The 19,030-nt window shown below is 66.9% G+C and carries 15 protein-coding genes and 1 tRNA gene; 4 read left to right on the top strand and 12 right to left on the bottom strand.

Annotation, left to right across the window (positions count from 1 at the left end; translation table 11 throughout):
* Positions 1 to 269: 269 nt before the first annotated feature.
* From RRU_RS00705 to RRU_RS00680, 6 genes are all read right to left on the bottom strand, one after another.
* Positions 270 to 1,661, bottom strand: a complete 1,392-nt coding sequence (locus RRU_RS00705) for a leucyl aminopeptidase family protein (RefSeq protein ID WP_011387899.1) — start codon at positions 1,659 to 1,661, stop codon at positions 270 to 272.
* Between the two features lie 25 nt (positions 1,662 to 1,686).
* Positions 1,687 to 2,751, bottom strand: a complete 1,065-nt coding sequence (locus RRU_RS00700; protein ID WP_014625873.1) for a TAXI family TRAP transporter solute-binding subunit — start codon at positions 2,749 to 2,751, stop codon at positions 1,687 to 1,689.
* 176 nt (positions 2,752 to 2,927) lie between these two features.
* On the bottom strand, positions 2,928 to 3,854 hold the full coding sequence (locus RRU_RS00695) for a DMT family transporter (protein WP_011387897.1): 927 nt from the start codon (positions 3,852 to 3,854) through the stop codon (positions 2,928 to 2,930).
* Positions 3,855 to 3,972: 118 nt separating this feature from the next.
* Positions 3,973 to 4,548 (bottom strand): DUF2478 domain-containing protein, encoded by a 576-nt coding sequence (locus tag RRU_RS00690; protein WP_011387896.1) that lies wholly within the window; start codon positions 4,546 to 4,548, stop codon positions 3,973 to 3,975.
* A 59-nt stretch (positions 4,549 to 4,607) separates the two neighbouring features.
* Positions 4,608 to 6,095, bottom strand: a complete 1,488-nt coding sequence (locus tag RRU_RS00685) for an NAD-dependent succinate-semialdehyde dehydrogenase (protein WP_011387895.1) — start codon at positions 6,093 to 6,095, stop codon at positions 4,608 to 4,610.
* A gap of 117 nt (positions 6,096 to 6,212) precedes the next feature.
* Positions 6,213 to 7,247, bottom strand: coding sequence for a glycosyltransferase family 4 protein (locus RRU_RS00680; RefSeq protein WP_011387894.1), 1,035 nt, complete (start codon positions 7,245 to 7,247; stop codon positions 6,213 to 6,215).
* A 231-nt stretch (positions 7,248 to 7,478) separates the two neighbouring features.
* Here RRU_RS00680 and RRU_RS00675 point away from each other — a divergent pair, with 231 nt between their 5' ends.
* On the top strand, positions 7,479 to 9,065 hold the full coding sequence (locus tag RRU_RS00675) for a D-alanyl-D-alanine carboxypeptidase/D-alanyl-D-alanine-endopeptidase (RefSeq protein WP_011387893.1): 1,587 nt from the start codon (positions 7,479 to 7,481) through the stop codon (positions 9,063 to 9,065).
* Between the two features lie 19 nt (positions 9,066 to 9,084).
* Here RRU_RS00675 and RRU_RS00670 read toward each other — a convergent pair whose 3' ends face one another.
* Positions 9,085 to 10,098, bottom strand: a complete 1,014-nt coding sequence (locus tag RRU_RS00670; RefSeq protein WP_011387892.1) for a DUF3369 domain-containing protein — start codon at positions 10,096 to 10,098, stop codon at positions 9,085 to 9,087.
* Positions 10,099 to 10,344: 246 nt separating this feature from the next.
* Here RRU_RS00670 and RRU_RS20110 point away from each other — a divergent pair, with 246 nt between their 5' ends.
* Positions 10,345 to 11,820, top strand: coding sequence for a methyl-accepting chemotaxis protein (locus tag RRU_RS20110; RefSeq protein WP_011387891.1), 1,476 nt, complete (start codon positions 10,345 to 10,347; stop codon positions 11,818 to 11,820).
* A gap of 136 nt (positions 11,821 to 11,956) precedes the next feature.
* Here the strand turns inward: RRU_RS20110 and RRU_RS00660 are convergent.
* Positions 11,957 to 12,033 (bottom strand) — tRNA-Arg (locus RRU_RS00660).
* 147 nt (positions 12,034 to 12,180) lie between these two features.
* Here RRU_RS00660 and RRU_RS00655 point away from each other — a divergent pair.
* Together RRU_RS00655 and nhaA are read left to right on the top strand one after the other, a co-directional pair.
* On the top strand, positions 12,181 to 13,353 hold the full coding sequence (locus tag RRU_RS00655; RefSeq protein ID WP_162470591.1) for a hypothetical protein: 1,173 nt from the start codon (positions 12,181 to 12,183) through the stop codon (positions 13,351 to 13,353).
* Positions 13,354 to 13,453: 100 nt separating this feature from the next.
* The gene (nhaA, locus tag RRU_RS00650) at positions 13,454 to 14,653 is read left to right on the top strand and encodes a Na+/H+ antiporter NhaA (RefSeq protein WP_011387889.1); all 1,200 of its coding nucleotides are present in this window, start codon (positions 13,454 to 13,456) and stop codon (positions 14,651 to 14,653) included.
* Between the two features lie 9 nt (positions 14,654 to 14,662).
* On the opposite strand, the gene RRU_RS00645 is transcribed toward nhaA, so the two are convergent.
* Genes RRU_RS00645 through RRU_RS00630 form a run of 4 tightly spaced genes read right to left on the bottom strand, consistent with a single transcriptional unit; the run spans position 14,663 to position 19,015 of the window.
* Positions 14,663 to 15,511, bottom strand: a complete 849-nt coding sequence (locus RRU_RS00645) for an ABC transporter permease (protein ID WP_011387888.1) — start codon at positions 15,509 to 15,511, stop codon at positions 14,663 to 14,665.
* Positions 15,508 to 16,323, bottom strand: coding sequence for an ABC transporter ATP-binding protein (locus tag RRU_RS00640; protein WP_011387887.1), 816 nt, complete (start codon positions 16,321 to 16,323; stop codon positions 15,508 to 15,510). The genes RRU_RS00645 and RRU_RS00640 overlap by 4 nt, the downstream gene beginning before the upstream one ends.
* Positions 16,320 to 17,669 (bottom strand): diguanylate phosphodiesterase, encoded by a 1,350-nt coding sequence (locus RRU_RS00635; RefSeq protein ID WP_011387886.1) that lies wholly within the window; start codon positions 17,667 to 17,669, stop codon positions 16,320 to 16,322. Before RRU_RS00635 ends, RRU_RS00640 begins: the two co-directional genes overlap by 4 nt.
* Positions 17,666 to 19,015, bottom strand: coding sequence for an EAL domain-containing protein (locus RRU_RS00630; RefSeq protein WP_011387885.1), 1,350 nt, complete (start codon positions 19,013 to 19,015; stop codon positions 17,666 to 17,668). The genes RRU_RS00635 and RRU_RS00630 overlap by 4 nt, the downstream gene beginning before the upstream one ends.
* Positions 19,016 to 19,030: the final 15 nt, after the last annotated feature.

Genomic DNA, 19,030 nt, shown 5'->3' with positions numbered 1-19,030 from the left:
CGATTATTATTGTTTCTATATAAAAACGATTATGGTCTCTTTCAAGGGATACCGCAAGGGTGGACTCCCCGAGGCTATACATCCCGCGCCACGCCTTGAATAGGCTTATTATGATCTAGCCCTGATTGCTCAGATAGGGTTGGAATTTTGGCGCGATACCCGGAAAAAGCCATGCCCAGCCTTCCGCGCACCGCACCAAAACAATTGCATTTACATCAAAGCCTTTTCTTTACTTGAAAACACGCTTTTGGCGCGAAAGATTCTTTTCTCTACCGGCCGAACCGCGTCTCGATCAGTCCCATCAGGGCGCGCAGGCCCTGGGCGGCGCCGCCTTCGGGCCGTCCGGGCCGGGCGGCGGGTTGCCAGGCGAAGAGGTCAAGATGAAGCCAGCGCACCTCGGGATCGACGAAAGCCTTGAGGAACAGCGCCGCCGTGATCGCTCCGGCGAAGGATCCATCGGGCGCGTTGGTCAGATCGGCGACCTTGCTGTCGAGCATCCGCCGATAGGGCGCCCATAACGGCATCCGCCACAGCGGATCGCGGGTGATGCGGGTCTGGGCCAGCAGGTCCTCGACCAAGGCGTCGTCATCGCAAAAAAGCGCCGGTAGATCCGGCCCCAGGGCAACGCGGGCCGCCCCGGTCAGGGTGGCGCAATCGATCAGCAGATCGGGCGCGCCGGCGCAGGCCTCGGCCAGGGCATCGGCCAGAACCAAGCGGCCCTCGGCATCCGTATTGCCGATCTCGACGCTCAACCCATTGCGCGCGGTCAGGATATCGCCGGGGCGAAAGGCGTTGCCGGCCACCGCATTATCCACCGCCGGGATCAGCACCCTCAGGCGTACCGGCAACTTCTGGCCCATGATCAGGGCGGCCAGCCCCAGAACATGGGCGGCGCCGCCCATATCCTTTTTCATCAGCCGCATGCCGGCCGAGGGTTTGAGATCAAGGCCGCCGCTGTCAAAGCACACGCCCTTGCCGACCAGGGTCACGCCGGGGTGGCCGGGATCGCCCCAGGTCAGATCGATCAGCCGGGGCGCCCGGCTGCTGGCCCGGCCGACGGCATGGATCAGGGGATAATTGGCCGTTCGCAACTCCTCGCCGACGAGGACGGAGAGCGTGGCGCCATGGGCGGCGGCAAGGTCGCCCGCCGCCTTGGCCAGTTCGGCCGGCCCCATATCCTCGGCGGGGGTATTGACCAGATCGCGCACCAGACCGATCGCCGTGATCAGCCGTTCCACCCGCGCGCGATCGGCGCCGACCGGCCAGACCAGCCGGGGGCGCGGACCTTCGGCGAGAGTCGGACGATAGCGGCCGAAGCGATAGGTGCCGAGGGCCCAGGCCAGGGCGGCCTCCGCCGCCCAACCGGCGGGCAGAGAAGCGGTTTCCAACTGATAATCGCCGGGCGGCAGGGCGCTCGCGGCCGACGAGAAGGCGTAAGGGTCATCCCCCTCGCCCAGGCCCACGGCGGCGGCGGCGATGGCGCCATCGGCGGCGGGCAGGGACAGCACCGTCCCTTGCGCCGCGTCGAAGCCTTGCCCCTCGGCCCACCGCCGGGCCGTGGCATCAAGCCCCGACAACCAAGCCTTGCAGCCAGCCTTGGTCACGGGATGAAGGGGAATGGGGGCGCCGCCCGCGGCGGCCAGGATCAGGGTATCGAGCAAGACGGGAAAAACTCCGCAAAAAAGATCAGGGCTGCATCGGACCAGGCCGGTCGATGATGCCTTCTTTCCGATAATAGCGCATGGCCCCGGGATGGAGGGGAACGGCGATCCCTTGCACCGCTTGGCCAAGGGTCGCCTGGGTGATTTGCGGCGGCCCCTTTTCGAACAGGATCTTCGTCTGGCGATGCCACAGGGCGGCCGTGATCGCCTCGATCAAAGCATCGTCCATATCGGCGCGGGTCACCAGAACCGCCGCCACCTGCAAGGTGACGATCGGCAGGGGGTTGTCATAGGCCTGTTGGCGGATCAGCCCCAGGGTCAGGAACGGCGAACGCGCCGCCAGATCCTCGACCGCCGGCCCGTCGACCGGCACCACCGTCACCTCGGCGCGTTCGCGCAGGGAAGTGATCAGGGCGACCGGCTCGCCGCCGAAAAAGAAGAAGGCGTCAAGGCGACCATCGGCCACTTTGTCGGCGGCGGCCGAGGGCGGATCGTAATCGGCCTTCACCGCCTTTTCGCCAAGCCCCAGGGCGGACAGCAACAAGCGCACGCTAACCAGGGTTCCCGAAGCCGGGTCGCCCAAGCCGACGCGCTTGCCCCGGAGGTCGGCCAGGGTGGAAATGCCCGAATCGACGCGGGCCACCAGATGCAGGCTTTCCTTATAGAGGCTGGCCACCGCCCGCAGCTCGGCGAAATCGGGCACGCCCTTGGCATCGGTGCGGCTATAAGCGTCATAGGCGACATCGGCCTGACAAATGGCCAGATCGAGCTGCCCCGACTGCAGGCCGACGATGTTATCGACCGATCCGCCCGTTGACTGGGCGACGGCGATCAGGCCGGGCACCCCGCACGAGCCGCCTTTTTCACAGGGCCGCGACCCCGGGGGATTGGAAATCAAGCTGGCGATCAACCCGCCGACCGGGAAATAGGCGCCGCTGGTCCGCCCGGTGCCGATGCGCAGGAACCGCAATTCCTGGGCCTTGGACGGCCGGACCACGGCCGGGGCGACCATGCCCGCCATGCCGACGGCCATCCCCAGCACCTGCGGCACCAGGGCGAAAAGCCCCCGCCGCGTCATCGGCTTGTTCACCAGCGACCTCCCCTTTGCCCGTCATCGGCGGCGGAGCCCCTTGCCTTTGGCCGATGGTCTGATTCCGTTCGCCCATAGGGCGCCTTTCGCGCGCCGCCGTCGACCGAACTAGACAGTATTTCGGAAGGAAAGCCCCTTGAAACAACCATCACACGCCGGGAAATGGCGCCTTGGCCTCACCGTTGGGCCAAGGTCTGGCGTCGCGGCGCCACCACCAGGGCAACTCCGGCCACCGTCACCGCCATCCCGGCCAGGGCCAGGGGACCGAGACGCTCGTCAAACAGCCCCCAGGCCATCAAGGCCGTCGTCGGCGGCACCAGATAGAACAGGCTGGCCACCCGACCGGCGGCGCCATGGCGGATCATCGCCAGCAGCAAGGTGACCGCCCCCACCGACAGCCCGACCACCAGCCAAGCCAGACCGAAGATGAATTCAGCCGTCCAGTCGACGCGCATGGTTTCGAAGGTATAGGCGAAGGGCAGCAGAACCACCCCCGACACGATGAACTGGATCAGCGATCCGCTGGTCAGATCCACCCCCTGGCAGAAGCGCTTTTGATAAAGCGTGCCAAAGGTGATGCCGCACAGCGCGGCCAGGGCGCAGATCATCGCCGCCGCGCCGAAGCCGTCGAACAGGGTTCCGGCCTGGGGCGCCAGCTTGTCGCCCAGAACGGCGGCCACCCCGGCCAGACCGAGCACCAGCCCCAGGCCCTGACGCGCCGTCGTTTTCTCGCCAAGAACCGGCCCGGCCAGGGCGGCGGTCAGCAGCGGCTGAATCCCGACGACCAGGGCGGTCAAGCCGGCGGGCATCCCCAGGGAAATCGCGGCGAAAACCCCGCCCAGATACAGGGCGTGAACCAGGATCCCGGCCACCGCCACATGCAAGAGCTGATGCGGCGAGGTCGGCCAGCGCGCCTTCAGAACCAGACAGAGCGGCCCAAGCAGGGCCACGGTGGCGGCGAAGCGCAGGCAGAGCACCGTCAGCGGTTCGGCGTGCGGCAAGACCAGCCGGGCGCCGATAAAGCCAGTGCTCCACAACAGAACGAAGACGGCGGGGGCGACGCGCAGCGAAAGCGACGCCGAAGGCGAGGGAGCGGCGGTCATCGAAAATCCCGGCGAACGAGGGAACCACGGGAGTCGGCAAGACCGGCCCGCAGGCCGCGCCCCCCTCATCCTGACTATCGCAAGGTTCGGGCGCCGTCCACAGCCAGAGCGTCCTAGATCACTCCGCCCGTCGGTCGGGCGAACCCGAGGAGCGCCACCAGCGCTCCAGGGCCTCGGCATCGACGGCCAACCGGGCGACCAGACCGCCGGTCACCGCTTCGAAGGCGTCTAGATATTTGCGATCGACGGTGGTCAGCACCGCCAGACCGCCGGCCATCGCCTCCAGGGCTTCGGCGGCCAGCCCTTCGCCCTCGCATTCCAGGCGGCCGAACTTATTGACGATTAGCAGCTCGGGGGGATCGTCCAGGGCGCGGCGCAGCACCGCCGTGGCCTCGGCCATGCCCTCGGCATCAATGGTGCAAGACTCCGAGCCTTTGCCCAGATCCTGGGAAATCGGGAAACGGGCCCCGCTTTCCAGATCGACCAGAAAGCGCATGCCACATTTCTTCTCGGTCCGTTGAACCAGACCGCCCACCCGCACCCCTTGGGCCATCAGCCGGCGGGCGAAGGCCTCCAGCAGATCGCCCGCGCCGTCGCCCTCGCCAAAAACCAGGGCGGCGGCGCGCAAGGGGTGCGGGTGGCTATCGTCTTCGGCCGGCCCCGTCGTCTGGCCGGTGATCGCTGTCTCGGTCATCGCGGTCTCCCCTTTCAGTCAGGGGAACACCGCGACAACCCTTCCGTCAATACGGGCTTTCAGATCCCGCCCATGCACAGATATTTGATCTCGACGAAGTCATCGATGCCGTGGCGCGAGCCTTCGCGGCCGATGCCCGATTCCTTGACCCCGCCAAAGGGCGCCGATTCGGTCGAGATGATCCCCTCGTTGATGCCGACGATGCCGTATTCTAGCCCCTCGGCCACCCGCCAGACTCGACCGATATCGCGGGTATAGAAATAAGCGGCCAGACCGAACCGGGTGGCATTGGCCAAAGCGATCGCCTCGGCCTCGGTCGAGAAGCGATAGAGCGGCGCCACCGGCCCGAAGATCTCCTCGGTGGCCATCCGCATGGCGGCGGTCACCCCGGTCAGGATCGTCGGCTCATAGAAGGTGCCGCCCAGGGCATGGACCTTGCCGCCGAGAACCGCCGTCGCCCCTTTGTCCAAGGCGTCGCGAACCAACCCATCGACCTTGTCGAGGCCCTTCTTGTTGATCAGCGGCCCCTGCTGAACATCGCCCTCGAGCGCCGGGCCGACGCGCATCGCTTCGACCTTGGCCTTGAGCTTCTCGGTGAAGGCCTCGTAGATGCCCTCTTGGACGTAAAGCCGGTTGGCGCAGACGCAGGTCTGCCCGGCGTTGCGGTACTTCGAGGCGATCGCCCCGGCCACCGCCGCCTCGAGATCGGCATCGTCGAAAACGATGAACGGGGCATTGCCGCCCAGTTCAAGCGAGACCTTCTTCACCGTTCCGGCGCATTGGGCCATCAGGATCTTGCCGACCTCGGTCGAGCCGGTGAACGACAGCTTGCGCACGATCGGATTGGCGGTCATCTCGCCGCCCACCGCCTTGGCCTCATGGGTGGTCACGACATTGATCAGCCCCTTGGGCAGGCCGGCCCGCTCGGCCAGTTCCACCAGGGCCAGCGCCGACAGCGGCGTATCCTCGGCCGGCTTGAGCACCACCGGACAGCCCGCCGCCAGGGCCGGGGCCACCTTGCGGGTGATCATGGCGCTGGGGAAGTTCCAAGGGGTGATGGCGGCGACCACGCCGATCGGCTCGCGCAGGGTCAGGATGCGCTTGTCGGTGCCATGGGCGGGCACGACCTCGCCGTAAAGCCGCTTGCCCTCTTCGGCGAACCATTCAACGAAGCTGGCGCCATAGGCGATTTCGCCCCGGGCCTCGCCCAGCGGCTTGCCCTGCTCGGCGGTCATCAGCACGGCCAGGGCTTCCTGGTTGTCCATGATCAGGCCGTACCAGCGGCGCAAGACGGCGGCGCGATCCTTGGCGGTGCGCGCCCGCCAGGCAGGCCAAGCGGCGGCGGCGGCATCGATGGCCCGGCGGGTTTCAGCCGCGCCCATATTGGGAACGCGGCCGATCTCACGGCCGGTCGCCGGATCGAGCACGGGGAAATCACCGCCGTCGTCGGCGCCGACCCAGGCGCCGTCGATATAGGCCTTGTCCTTGAGCAGACCGGCCTCACGCACGATGTCGAGCGCGGCGATCCTCGTGGTACCCTCGGGCATGGTCAGTCCTTTCCTGCGGTTTGGATCCAAAACACCCATCCCACCATAGGCCGAGTTTTCCGCGAGCCCAAGAGGGTCCGCGCAGGGCCGCGGGCGCAATCGCGCTCGGCCGACCCTTTAGGCGATGCGCGCCTGGGCAAGGGGGGCGGCGGCGGTGGGCAAAGGACGCAGGGCGTGGAGCAATTCATCAACCACCCGCTCCCAGGAAAACCCCTCGGCATAGGCGCGACAGGCGAGGGGATCGAGGGTCAGGGCCCCCATGGCCGCCCGGGCCAGATCCTCGTCGAGCACGCCGACGGGGGCGGCGCCGATCACGTCGCGCGGTCCGGTCACCGGAAAGGCGGCGACGGGCACCCCCGAGGCCAGGGCTTCGAGCATCACCAGACCGAAGGTGTCGGTGCGGCTGGGAAAGACGAAGCAATCGGCGGCGGCGAAATAGCGCGACAGTTCCTGATCGCCGAAGGCGATGTGGAAATGGGCCTTGGGATAGCGCCGCATCAGCCCCTCGCGTTGGGGGCCCGACCCGATCACCAGCTTGCTGCCGGGCAGATCGAGATCAAGGAAGGCCGGCAGGTTCTTGTCGACGGTAACCCGCCCGACATAAAGAAACAGCGGCCGGGGCAGGTCGATGAAGTCCTTGGGCTGGGGGCGGAACAGCGCGGTATCGACGCCGTGGCTCCACTCGATGGCATTGGCGAAGCCCCGCCCGGCCAATTCCCGACGCACCGAGGGCGAGGGGCAGAGCACCGCCGACGACGGCCCGTGGAAGCGCCGCATGAAGGTATAGAGCCAGTCGAGCGGCAGGTGGGTGCGGGCGTGGATGTATTCGGGAAATTTGGTGTGATAAGCGGTGGTGAAGGGCCAACCGCGCTTCAGGCACAGGCTGCGCGCCGCCTGCCCCAAGGGACCTTCCGTGGCGATATGAACGGCTTCGGGACGGAATTCATCGATCATCTTGCGCAAGGGCCGGGCCGGCAGCAGGGCCAGGGGAATTTCGGGATAGGTCGGACAGGGCATGCAGCGAAACAACCCCGGTTCGATAAGTTGAACCTCGTGATCGCGATGCTCAAGGCGCTGGCGAACGGTATCGACCACCCGCACCACCCCATTGGGCTGGGGATGCCAGGCGTCGGTGACGATGGTGATGCGCAAGGGTCCCTCTCCCCATGATACGGCCCCTGGAAAACCGGGCCCCGCCACGGGTATAAGCGGCGCACCCCGTCGCCGCCAGCCACCGCGCGCGGGGTCACAAAACGATCATCGACGCCAAGCCGCCTCCCCCCGGACCAAGGCCCGTTGACGGAAAAACCGATGCGCGCCCTTGAGAAGCGTCGGCCGGCGTGCGAGGCTTCGGGCCTCACGACACGACGAAGGACGATACGAATGGCTTTTTGGGCCCGGCGAGGCTTTGGCTTCGGCCTGATGGTTTTTGTCACCCTGCTGGCGGCGGCGATCGCCCAGCCGGCCGCGGCGCGCGAGGCCACCAAGAAAGCGGCGGCGGCGGCCGGCCCGGCGAAGACGGCGACGACCGCCGAACTGATCGCCCATTACGGCTTCGCCCCCCATCAAATCGGCTTCGCCGTGCGCGATCTGCAAACCGGCCGCTGGCTGAGCGCCCATAACGCCCAGGAGCCGTTCCTGCCGGCCTCGGTCTCGAAAGTGCCGACGACCGTCGCCGCCCTCGAGCTTCTCGGCCCCTCCTACCGCTGGGAAACCCGGCTGGTCTCCACCGGCAGCGTCGTTGACGGCGTGCTCAAGGGCGACCTTTATCTGGTGGGCGGGGGCGATCCGGTGCTCGATGGCCGGCGGTTGAGCGCCCTGGTCGATAGCCTGGGCACGGCGGGCATCCGCGCGGTCGACGGGCGGTTCCTCTATGATGACACCCTGATCGCCAGCGCCCCCGAGATCGAACCCAGCCAGCCCGCCGATCTGGCCTACAACCCGGGCTTCGGCGCCTTGGCCCTGGATTTCAACCGGGTGATGCTGACCTGGGATCCCAAGGGCGGCCCGCGCATGGGCGAAGTCTTCGATGTGCCGCCGGTCGACAGCGTGCGCTTTCGCGTCTCCGGCCCCCAGGACCCGCCCTGGAGCACCAAGGCCGGCGCCCTGCGCTATGAGGACACCCCGCCCCCCGTTGTCACCGCCGGTCTGGCGCCGATGGCCCATCCCCCCCAGACGCCGGGGGAATCCTGGGTGCTGGCCCCGACCTGGAAGGGATCGGGCTCCACGTGGCTGCCGGTCAAGCATCCGGGCGCCCATGTCGCCCAGGTCGCCCGCGCCCTTGCCCAACGCGACGGCGTGACCCTGCCGCCGCCCCAACCCGGGGCCGCCCCGCCGCGCGCCCGGGTGATCGGCTTAAGCGAAAGCCCGCCGCTGTTCGAAGTGGCGACGGCGGCGCTCAAACATTCCAACAATCTGGTCGCCGAGATGATCGGCATGACCGCCACCCGGCGGATCACCGGCCGGGCGCTGGCGCCTACCGAAAGCGCCGAAACCCTGGCGGCGCTGTTTCGCGCCACCCTGCCCGGCCTCGATTGGTCGACTTTCCGTCTGGCCAATCATTCAGGCCTGACCATGGACAGCCGAATGACCCCCGAACAGATGACGGCGATCCTTGATTACGCCCAGCTTCACGCCTTCAGCGGCCTGGATTACGCCGGATTGCTGCCAACGCGGCGCTGGGGCCTGGAAGATGACAGCGATCTGCCCGAAACCCGCGACGGCCGCCTGCCGGTCTGGGCCAAGACGGGAACCGTGTATTACGGGCGGGGGCTGGCCGGTTATATCGTGCCGCGCTCGGGACACTTGCTCGCCTTCTCGTTCTTCGCCAACGACCTCGACAAGCGCCGCACCTTCGACGAGGCCAATCTTCACCACGACGGGCGGGCGATCGCCGCCGCCCGCGGCTGGCTGGGCCGCGCCCGGGCGTTGGAGCGCGATCTGGTGGAACGCTGGCTGGCGACCTATTGAGCCCAAGCCCCACTCCGGGTCAGGGAGCCTTGGCCTCGCCCAGCCGGGCGCGCAGCCGGACGTTTTCACGCCTCAGGTCGTCGATCTCGCAAACGGTGTCAAAGCCGGCCGAGATATTGTCGCAAAACAACTGCATCAACGCCCGATCCTGGGCCTTGAGCGGTTCGGCGGCATGCAAAAAGACCACGGTCTCGCGACCATCGCCGGTCGGCATGTAAAGCGCCGAGGCATGGGAGCCATGGCGCGAGGTCCGGCTTGCCGCGGCTTCGCGGATCAGACTGATCACGGGCGATTCGGGAAGCTCGTCCACCCTTTTGCCGACCAACCGCTCATAAGCCCCCGACGCCGCCAGAACCACCATCGCCCCCGCCGGGTCGTCCTCGTCCGCCTGCTCTTTGCGGCTCTGAACGCAGAGGATGCCGTCGCGGTCGCCACCAAGAAGGGCGTTGATCTGGGTCAGCACCCCGGCGGCGAACAACTCCATCGAGCGCTGACGATACAGCGAGGCGGCGGCATCGAGGATCTTGCGCAACCCCTGGCGTGACAGCACCAGGGCCATGATGTCGTCATAGGCGCGCAGCGCCGCCACCAGGGCGGTGTGCAGTTTTTGCGCCGTCAGCTCGGTTTTGCTTTTGTAGTCGTTGATGTCATAGGTCTCGATCACCTCGCGTTCGGGCGCCTGTCCCGGCTGTCCGGTGCGTAGAATGATCCGCACATCGCGATTGTTCATGGTCTCGCGAATGGTCCGCACCAGTTTCAAACCGGCATCGTCGGTTTCCATCACGACATCAAGCAAGATGACGGCCACATCGTCGATCCGCCCCAGCATGGCCCGGGCTTCCGCCGCCGAATAGGCCGAATACATCGCGACCCGCCGGCCCTTGAATTCGATCTCCGACAAAAGCAGTCGGCTAAGCGCATGAACCTCGGTGTCATCATCGACCACCAGGATGACCCAGGGCGCCCGACCGATGCCCTCGCCGACGTTATCGGAGGGGTCTTCCTCGGCGAACAAAAGCTCGTCGTCGCTCATACCCCGGTCCTTCCGCAGGGTGACTACAGTTCAAGATACCATGGTTGACCGAAGATCCCAAAGCCGAGCTTCATCCCCTTTCGGCCGAAGATCGACGGAAGGGGATAGGTGGGGTCCTATTTCCCCCGAAGTATCTCACTCCTACCGTTGGTTATATTGTGACCCCCGGGGATTTTCTCCATATCTCGCCTCAAGCCGGCAGGTTTTCTTCAAGCGGGCCCCACCCCTCCCCCGATAGGACCCGTCATGTTCGATTTTTTCCAGTCCAAGCGCCCCCAGGATGCCGCCGCCGCCCACAGCCTTGAACAGAAGTTCGCCCGGCTCAAGGCCGATAGCGCCGATCTGGCCGAACTCCACGCGGTTCTTGACGGCAATGCCGGCGTCGGATTGTGGGATGCGGTGATCCACGAGGGCGATCCCCTTCACGCCCAAAGCCGCTGGACGTGGTCGGCCGAATTCCGCCGGCTGGTCGGCTTCAAGAGCGAGACGGAGTTCCCCAATGTCGTCGGCTCCTGGGCCGACCGCCTGCATCCCGAGGATGCCGCTTCGACCTTCGAGGCCTTTGGCGCCCTGCTGTCGGACACCACCGGCCGCACCGGTTATGACGTGACCTATCGTCTGAAGATGCGCGATGGCGCCTACCGCTGGTTCCGCGCCACCGGCGGCTGCCTGCGCGATGCCGCCGGCAAGCCTTTGCGCGCCTGCGGATCGCTGACCGATGTCCACGAGCAGGCCGACATGGCCGAACGCATGCGCATTCTCAGCCACCACGCCGGCGTTGGCCTGTGGGATGCCGTGCTCCACAACGGCGACGCCATGCACCCGCAAAGCCGCTGGACGTGGTCGCCCGAGTTTCGCCACCTGCTGGGTTTTGAAAGCGAGGCCGAGTTTCCCGACGTGGTCCGTTCGTGGTCGGACCGCCTGCATCCCGACGACGTCGGCCCGACCTTCGCCGCCTTCGGCGCGCTTTTGACCGATCGCAGCGGCCGCACCGGCTATGACGTGACCTATCGCTGCAAGGTTCGGAACGGATCTTATCGCTGGTTCCGCGCCACCGGCGGCTGCCTGCGCGATCGCGCCGGAAATCCTTTGCGCGCCTGCGGATCGCTGATCAACGTCGATGCGGTGATGCGGGCCGAGGAAACCCAGCGCCGGCTGGAAAACGACAAGGTGGAAATCCTCTCACGGGTCGGTCAGGCCCTGGCGGGCATTGAAAGCGACATCGACTCGGTGATCGATGCCGCCCAGGCCGCCAGCGGTCAGGCCGGCCAGACCCGCGAGGCCGCAGCCACGGGCCAGGACCAGATCCTTCATCTGGCGACCACCCTGGAGCAGATGGCCAGCGCCACCGATCAGATTCGCGGCCTGGTCAACAGCATTCAGCAGATCGCCCAGCAAACCAATCTTCTGGCCCTCAACGCCGCCATTGAGGCCGCCCGCGCCGGCGAGCATGGGGCGGGCTTCAATGTGGTGGCCAGCGAGGTTCGGACGCTTTCGACGCGAACCCACAGCACCTCCAACGAGATCACCGGCCGCATCGACGCCTCCGGCACCGTCATGAGCAGCGCCAGCGCCCAGGGTCAAGGCGTGGTCGCGGCCTTTGAAGACATCGGTCGCATGATCGATACCTCGGTCCAGGCCGTCGGAGTCATCCAGGAAAAAGTAAGAAGCCAGCGCGCCCGTCTGGGCGATATCCACGCCCTTCTCGCCTCGCTAAGCTAACCCGCCAGCGGGGGCGCCCTGGCGCAAACCCGCAAGAGACGGGCCTTTTCCTCGCCCCAAACCGAGCCCACCGCTATCTTTTGGCAAGAGAGCGGCGCATTGGCCACAAGGGCCGGGCGGGAGGGGGAGGGGAAAATGGCGCGTCCGAAGGGATTCGAACCCCTGACCTTTGGCTCCGGAGGCCAACGCTCTATCCAGCTGAGCTACGGACGCGCGGGAAGGACGGGGAACCTACCCCATCGCCGCGCGCGCGCCAAGCGGAAAGAATGCTTCTTTTTACGATCGCCGCCGCGCCCCGGCTTCGCCCTGCTGGACCTGACCGCCGCCCTCGCCCTGATCGGGCTGGCCGGCTGGGCGCTTTTGCTGGCGGGCGGCCCCGCCGGCCAGCAGCGCAAGGCCGTGGAAGCCCGGCTTCTGCCCGGCCGCGCCATCGAGTCCTTGGCGGTTTTCGCCCGGGTTCACCAGCGTCTGCCCTGCCCCGATGGTGATGGCGATGGCCGCGCCGACAGCCGGGCGGGACCTTGCGCGGCCCCCTCGGGCGCTTTGCCCTGGGCCGATTTGGGCCTGCCACTGAGCGCCGCGCGCGATGGCCGGGGTGGACGGCTGGTCTATGAGGTCAGCCCCGGCGCCACCTTGCCCACCGCCCTGGCCTGCGACGGCCCGCTTCCGGCCGAGGCGTTGCGCCTGCGCGACCGCCCGGCCCTGGTCATCGTCGGCGCGGCGGCGACCGGCCAGGGGGTGGCAAGCGGGCTTTTGCGCACGATGATGGGATGTCCCCCGGCGCCAGCGGCCCCGGCCGGAGCGCTGGCCCTGCCAACCACCGTCGACGCCCTGGCCGCGCAAACCCCGATCGTCTGGCGGACTCTGGCCGATGGCTCCCAAGACAGCGGCGCCACTCGCCTCGCCCTTGACGGCCAGGAGATCCACGGCGAGGGCGGCACCCTGGCCGCCGATGCGCCCGGCGCCGGCGGCGATCGTGGCCTGGGCGTGACCACCACCGCCCCGCCGCTCAGCGATCTGTCCGATCCCTTCGAGGCCGGCGCCCTGGGCATCGACGCCGATGGCACGCCGCGCCGTCTGATCGTGCGCTACACCCTGCCCCGGGCCCGGCTCGCCCTAACACTCTCGGGCTTCGAGGCCGAGCGTCGGGTCGATTATGGCTGGCGCCGCGCCCATGATCCCTGGGGGCTGGCCTGCCTGGGCCCCGCCGATGACAGCGGCGGCTGCGCCGTGGCCTGGCTGGAGGGGGCGAGCCTGAAGGCGCGGCGCGCCGGCGCCACGATCGGCGAGGTGACTTTGCGGGCCTGCGCCGAGTCGGCGGACGGATCCCAGGCGCGCTTTCCCGCCATCGGCTTTGGCGGACAGACCTTCGATGAACTGATCTTGACCCCCTTGCTGGTCGAAGACGGCCAGGGCGCGACGCGACCGGGCGAGGGCAGCACCTTTCGCCTGGGGGCGCTGACCGCCGCCCCCTGCCCCAGCCCCTGCCCGGCGAGCCCGGGCGGCGTTCTAAGGCCCGAGGGGTGCCCTTAACCGCCCTTTCGGCTTGCCCCGTCCCACCTTGGACCTTATTTGACGGGTACCTCTTCCGCCCCGCCCCCGTTCATCCTATCGCCGGCCCGACGGAGCGCCCATGCCTTTGCAAGCCATCGTTTCCTTTCTGCGTCTTGATATCGCCGCCGGGGTTATCCTGGTCGGCGCGGCGGTCCTTGCCCTGATCGCGGCCAATTCGCCGGCGGCGGCGCTCTATGAGCAGGTCTTTCAAACGCCCTTCGTCATCGGCTATGGCCCCTGGCTGCTGGAAAAGCCCCTGCTGCTGTGGATCAACGACGGCTTGATGGCGGTCTTTTTCCTGCTGGTCGGGCTGGAGATCAAACGCGAGGTGAGGGGGGGCGAATTATCGACCCCGCGTCTGGCCGCCCTGCCGGCCGTCGCCGCCGTGGGCGGCATGGTGGTGCCCGCCCTGATCTATGCCAGCCTGACCTGGGGCGATGCCTTCGCCCTGCGCGGCTGGGCCATTCCGGCGGCCACCGACATCGCCTTCGCCCTTGGCATCCTGACGCTGCTCGGTCCACGGGTGCCGATCTCGCTCAAGATCTTCCTGACCGCCCTGGCGATCATCGACGACCTCGGCGCTATTTTGATCATCGCGTTCTTCTATACGGCAAGCCTGTCGCCGCTCGCCCTGCTGCTGGCTGCCGCATGCCTCGCCTTGTTAATCGGCCTTAATCTGTCGGGTCAGCGCCGCCTGTGGCCCTATCTGCTGATCGGGGTCGTGCTGTGGGTCTGCGTGCTGAAATCGGGCGTCCATGCCACCCTGGCTGGCGTCGTTCTCGCCCTGACCATTCCCTTGGGCGCGACGGACGATGAAAGCGCCAGCGCCGACAAGCCGTTGGAGCGCTTGGAACACGGCCTGCACCCCTGGGTCACCTATGCCATCTTGCCCCTCTTCGCCTTCGCCAATGCCGGGGTGTCGCTGGCCGGCCTCCCCCCTTCGGCCCTGCTCGCCCCGGTGCCCCTTGGCATCGTGCTCGGGCTGTTTCTTGGCAAACAAATCGGCGTCTTCGGGTTTTCCTGGCTGGCGATCCGCAGCGGCCTTGCCCCGATGCCCCAGGGGGCGCGCTGGCGCGATCTGTATGGCGTGGCCCTGATCACCGGGGTCGGCTTCACCATGAGCCTGTTCATCGGCACCCTGGCCTTCGAGACCAGCGATCCGCTGGCCGCCGATTTTGGCACCGAGGTGCGTTTGGGCGTGCTGAGCGGGTCCCTGCTCTCGGGCGTCATCGGCTATCTGGTGCTGCGCTTGAGCAGGCGAAACCCGGCCACAGAATAGGGCCTTGGCCTATTCCCCGACATCGAGCAACAGGCCCCGGCGGCGGGCGATGCGGAAGACCCAGAGGAACAACCCCAAAGCCCCGCCCAGATAAAAGACGTTGAGGCCGACGGCCGCCCAGAAATGGCCCATGGAAAAGCTGCCATCGATCATCAACTGGCGCATGCCTTCGAACACATGGGCGGGGGGAAAGGCATAGGCGATGGCCTGGAGCACGGGCGGCATGACATCGATCGGATAATAGATGCCGGCGATCGGCCAGAAGGCGAAGACCATCACCCAGGCCATGCTTTCCGCCCCCATGCCAAAGCGCAGCAAAAAGGCGCAGACGATCAGGCCGATGGCCCACCCCATCACCAGAAGATTGGCGAAAAAGGCCAGCAGCGGCAGCCCGAGGGCATAGATGTTGAAGGCATAGAAGGCGATCGCCAGCAGGCTGGCCGGCACCACGCCGACCAGGGTGCGCAGGATGCTCATCACCATCAAGGCCGCCAGTTCATAGGGCCGCAAGGGGCTGACGAACAATTGGCCCAGATTGCGCGACCACATCTCCTCGACGAACGACAGCGATACGCCGAGATTGCCGCGGAACAGCACATCCCACAGCAGCACCGCCCCCAGGAAAATCCCGGCCGCCTGGGCGATCAGACTGGACTGCCCCATCAGGAACTGGGTGATGAAGCCCCAGGTGACCACTTGAATGATCGGCCAATAGGCCATTTCCAGCAGACGGGGCAACGATCCGCGCATCAGATACCAGTGGCGCAGGACGATGGCGAAAACCCGCCGCCCGGAAAAGGCCCGATCGGCGGCGCCCACGGGCGATCCGGGAGGCGGCAGGGGGGACGAGACACTCATCGGTCGGACGGGCTCCTTTGCGCGGCCTCGCCCCCGGAGGCTTCGGACCCGCCGGGGCCGGGGGCGGCGCGGGCGATATCGAGGAAAACCTCTTCCAGGCTGACCCGCCCATAGCGCGAGACCAGATCGTTCGGGGTGCCGCGATCGTGGACCCGGCCGCCGCGCATGATCAGCACCGCCTCGCACAGCCGTTCGACCTCGGCCATGTTATGGCTGGCCAGGAACACGGTGGCGCCCCGCCGCCGCCGCCACTCCTCCAGATAGCCGCGCACCCAATCCCCGGTATCGGGATCAAGCGAGGCCGTGGGCTCGTCAAGGATCAGCACCAGGGGATCGTTGAGCAGGGCCTTGGCCAGGGCGACCCGGGTCTTTTGGCCAGCCGACAGCTTGCCCGCCGGCCGCTCCAGCAGCCCAGCCACATCCAGATCCCTGGCCAGTTCGGCGATGCGCGCGGCCGGTCGCGACAGACCGTAAAGATGGGCATAGACGGTCAGGTTCTCGCGCACCGTCAACCGGTGGGGCAGATCGACATAGGGGCTGGAGAAGTTCATCCGGGCCAGGGCCTTGTGGCGGTCGCGCACCATATCAACCCCCAGCACCCGTACCCGGCCGGTCGTTGGCAGCAGCAAGCCGAGCAACATGGACAGCGTCGTCGTCTTGCCCGCGCCATTGCCACCAAGCAGGCCGACGGTGGCGCCCTGGGGCACCTCGAAGCTCAAGGCGTCGACCGCCGTGACCCGGCCGCGTTTGCGATCATCAAAGATCTTGGTCAGGTTTTCGACATCGATGGCCCGTGGTTCCCGCGGGGTCATCCCCCCTCCTCCCGTCGTCCCCCGACATCGTGGGGGCGCCCCTCGCGCAGCAGATCATCAAGATAGAACCCCTGGAACACCCCGCAGCCAAGCTTTCGCCCGACCTCCACGGCGTGGCTGTCGTCGCAGCGGCAAAGGATGGTCCTGGCGCTTCCCGAAGCCCGGATCCGCTCGGCCAGGGCGGCGCCTTCGGCGGTATCGACCATCGCCCCAAGGTCGTGCGACCATTGCGCCTTGAGATAATCCGCCCCCAGCCGCTTGCGATCAAGCCACAGCATGGCCTGGGGGCCCAAACCATCGATCAGCACCTTGAAGCCCAGGTGGTGGAGGTATTCACGGGCGAACAGATAGGCCGGAAGATCGGCCATGACGTCATCAAGGCGCAGTTCCACGATCAGGGTCATCTGCGGAAACCGCCGCGACACCTCGCGCAAGGGACCAAAGCCCGGCCCCAGCAAGGTCGCGACATTGAGGTTGAGGCTGACGGCGGGGGTTTCCACCGCCGCCACATAGCCGCCGATGAAGGCGGTCATGCGTTGATCAAGCGTCGCGGTGAAGCGTCGAAATAGCCAAGCGTTGGAAAACAGATCGACCTGGGGGGCGATGGTCTGGCGCAATTCGGCGATATCGACGAAAAGCTCCGTCATCACCGGCGTGAGCGCGCCGTCATCGCCGATCATCACCATCCGCTGCCGACGCACCTGGTTGGACAGATCGGCCAGAACCAGAGCGTTTTCCAGCTTGGCCAGCCCTTCAGGGGTGAGCGGCCGCCCCCGGCTTGTCCCCCTGTCCCCCGCCCCGCTCGCCAAAAGCGGCGCGTCAAGGCCGATCTCCGGTCCGCCCGGGGTCCCCAGCGGGCCGGTCTTGCTCAAAGCCTCGCTCAAGGCCTGTTCGGCCCAGGCCAGCAGGGCCTCTCCATCGGTGGTGATCTGACTCCAGGCGACCAACGGGCTGTCGCGCCCCAGTTCCAGCGGCGCCGAGCAGGCCCGATCGCGCGGATCAAGGGCGCAGATGGCGTTGAGCGCGGCCAGCACGCGGGGGCCGTCGGTTTGATGGTGGATCACCAGAATCTCGTCGTCGGGCAGCAAGAAGGCCTTGATCTCGGGATCGCGGGCCAGACCGGCGACCAGATCATGGATGGCGGCCCGTGTGGCCGGCGAGCGCCGCCGCAGTACGTTTGGGCGGAGCCGCGCCAGCCGATACCCCAAAGGCTGTCGCAAAGTGTCGCGCAACCACGTCACCAGAACGGCCAGACCGCGCAAGCCGCCCAGCAACCCGGTCTTCGGCGCCGAAATGTCTTCGCCGCCGGCCTCCAGACCCTGTTCGCCCACGCCGACCCTGCTCACGAGGCGATCCTTTTCGCCCGGCCGGCGATGCGCACCGTATGATCAAGCGCCGCCCTGTCGCGGCATTGTTCCCGCAAAAGGCCGCTCACCCCCCGTCGAGTGGCGATGCAGCGGCTAAGGGTGCAGTGGCCCGGATCATGACAGGCGCCGAGAATCGCCCCCCCCAGCAAGGTATCAACGAAAAACCCCTGGAAGCGGCGAATCCCGCAGAGCAATCCCCAGGTCATCGCCTGTTCGGACTCGACCCGGCTCAACACCAGTTTCGCCGCGCCGATGGCGCCGATCAACCCGCGCGCCGCGGCGGCCTCGTCGCCATCGACGACATGAATGAAGCCGGGATTCCACTGAAGCTTGTAAAAATCGGCGTCAAGCTGGCCAAGATCGACCGTTTCCATGGTTCGGGGCGTCAGCCCGTCGATCAACAAGCGATGCCCCCGGTTGCGCAACCGATCGCGCGCCCGCAGGAAGGCGCCGATATCGGCGAAGACATCGATCCCCTGAACCTCGACGATCAAGCGCTGTTCCAAAGGCATGGCCTGGACGAACCCCTCGAAGGTGTCCGAGGTCAGGGTTTCCAGATTGAGATTGACGCTGATCGTCCCGGCGCCGCGGCAGGTCGCCAGGGGCTTGAGGGTGCGCAGGATGTGACGATCAAGCGAGCGGCTGAAATCCTGGAACAACCAGCGATCGCTTTGCAGATCGATGTGTTCGGCCACCCGTTTGCGCAGGGCCGACAGCGAGATGAAAATCTCTTCGAAATCGATCTCGGCGCTTGGCGCCTTGGTGACGCGGATCACCGGCTGGCGCTGGAGCAGCGGCGCCACATCGAGGGTTTCCATATCCGAGATCAGCAAGGCGAGGCGCTTGGGCGTCAGCGGCTGCTCATGGCCGTCCCAGGCGCCGGTCGCCTGGGCCTGTTCGGCCGAGCGCCGGTCGATATCATCGGCCAGGGCCTTGAAGGCGCCGTGGTGATCGGCCCGCCCCAGGTCGAACCAGCGGGCGAAGCGATCGATCCCGCCCCCGGTTCGGCCCCGAACCAGGGGATCTGCGCCAAACAGCGTGCGGATCCCTTCGGCGGCAAGGCGGACACCGGCGCGCGACAGGTTTTTGCCGATCACGACGATATCCAGACTGTCAGGCAAATAGACCCGTGGTCCGCCAACCGCCTTGACCAGCGGTTCGAACAGATCGGTGGCCCGGCGGACCAGAAGCGGGCGACGGAATTCCGGCTGAAGCTGCGAAAGCGCGATGACGGCGACTTGATAGCCGGCTGGGGCGGCTTCGAGACGCCCGAGCATCTCCATCATCGCCCTCGCGCCCCCGGATACGACTGTCGACTGTGGCATCACTGCCATCCCATC

This window comes from Rhodospirillum rubrum ATCC 11170 (assembly GCF_000013085.1).
Classification (GTDB): domain Bacteria; phylum Pseudomonadota; class Alphaproteobacteria; order Rhodospirillales; family Rhodospirillaceae; genus Rhodospirillum; species Rhodospirillum rubrum.
The sequence above is the reverse complement of the archived record's forward strand: the minus strand, read 5'-3'. Positions and strand labels throughout refer to the sequence as shown.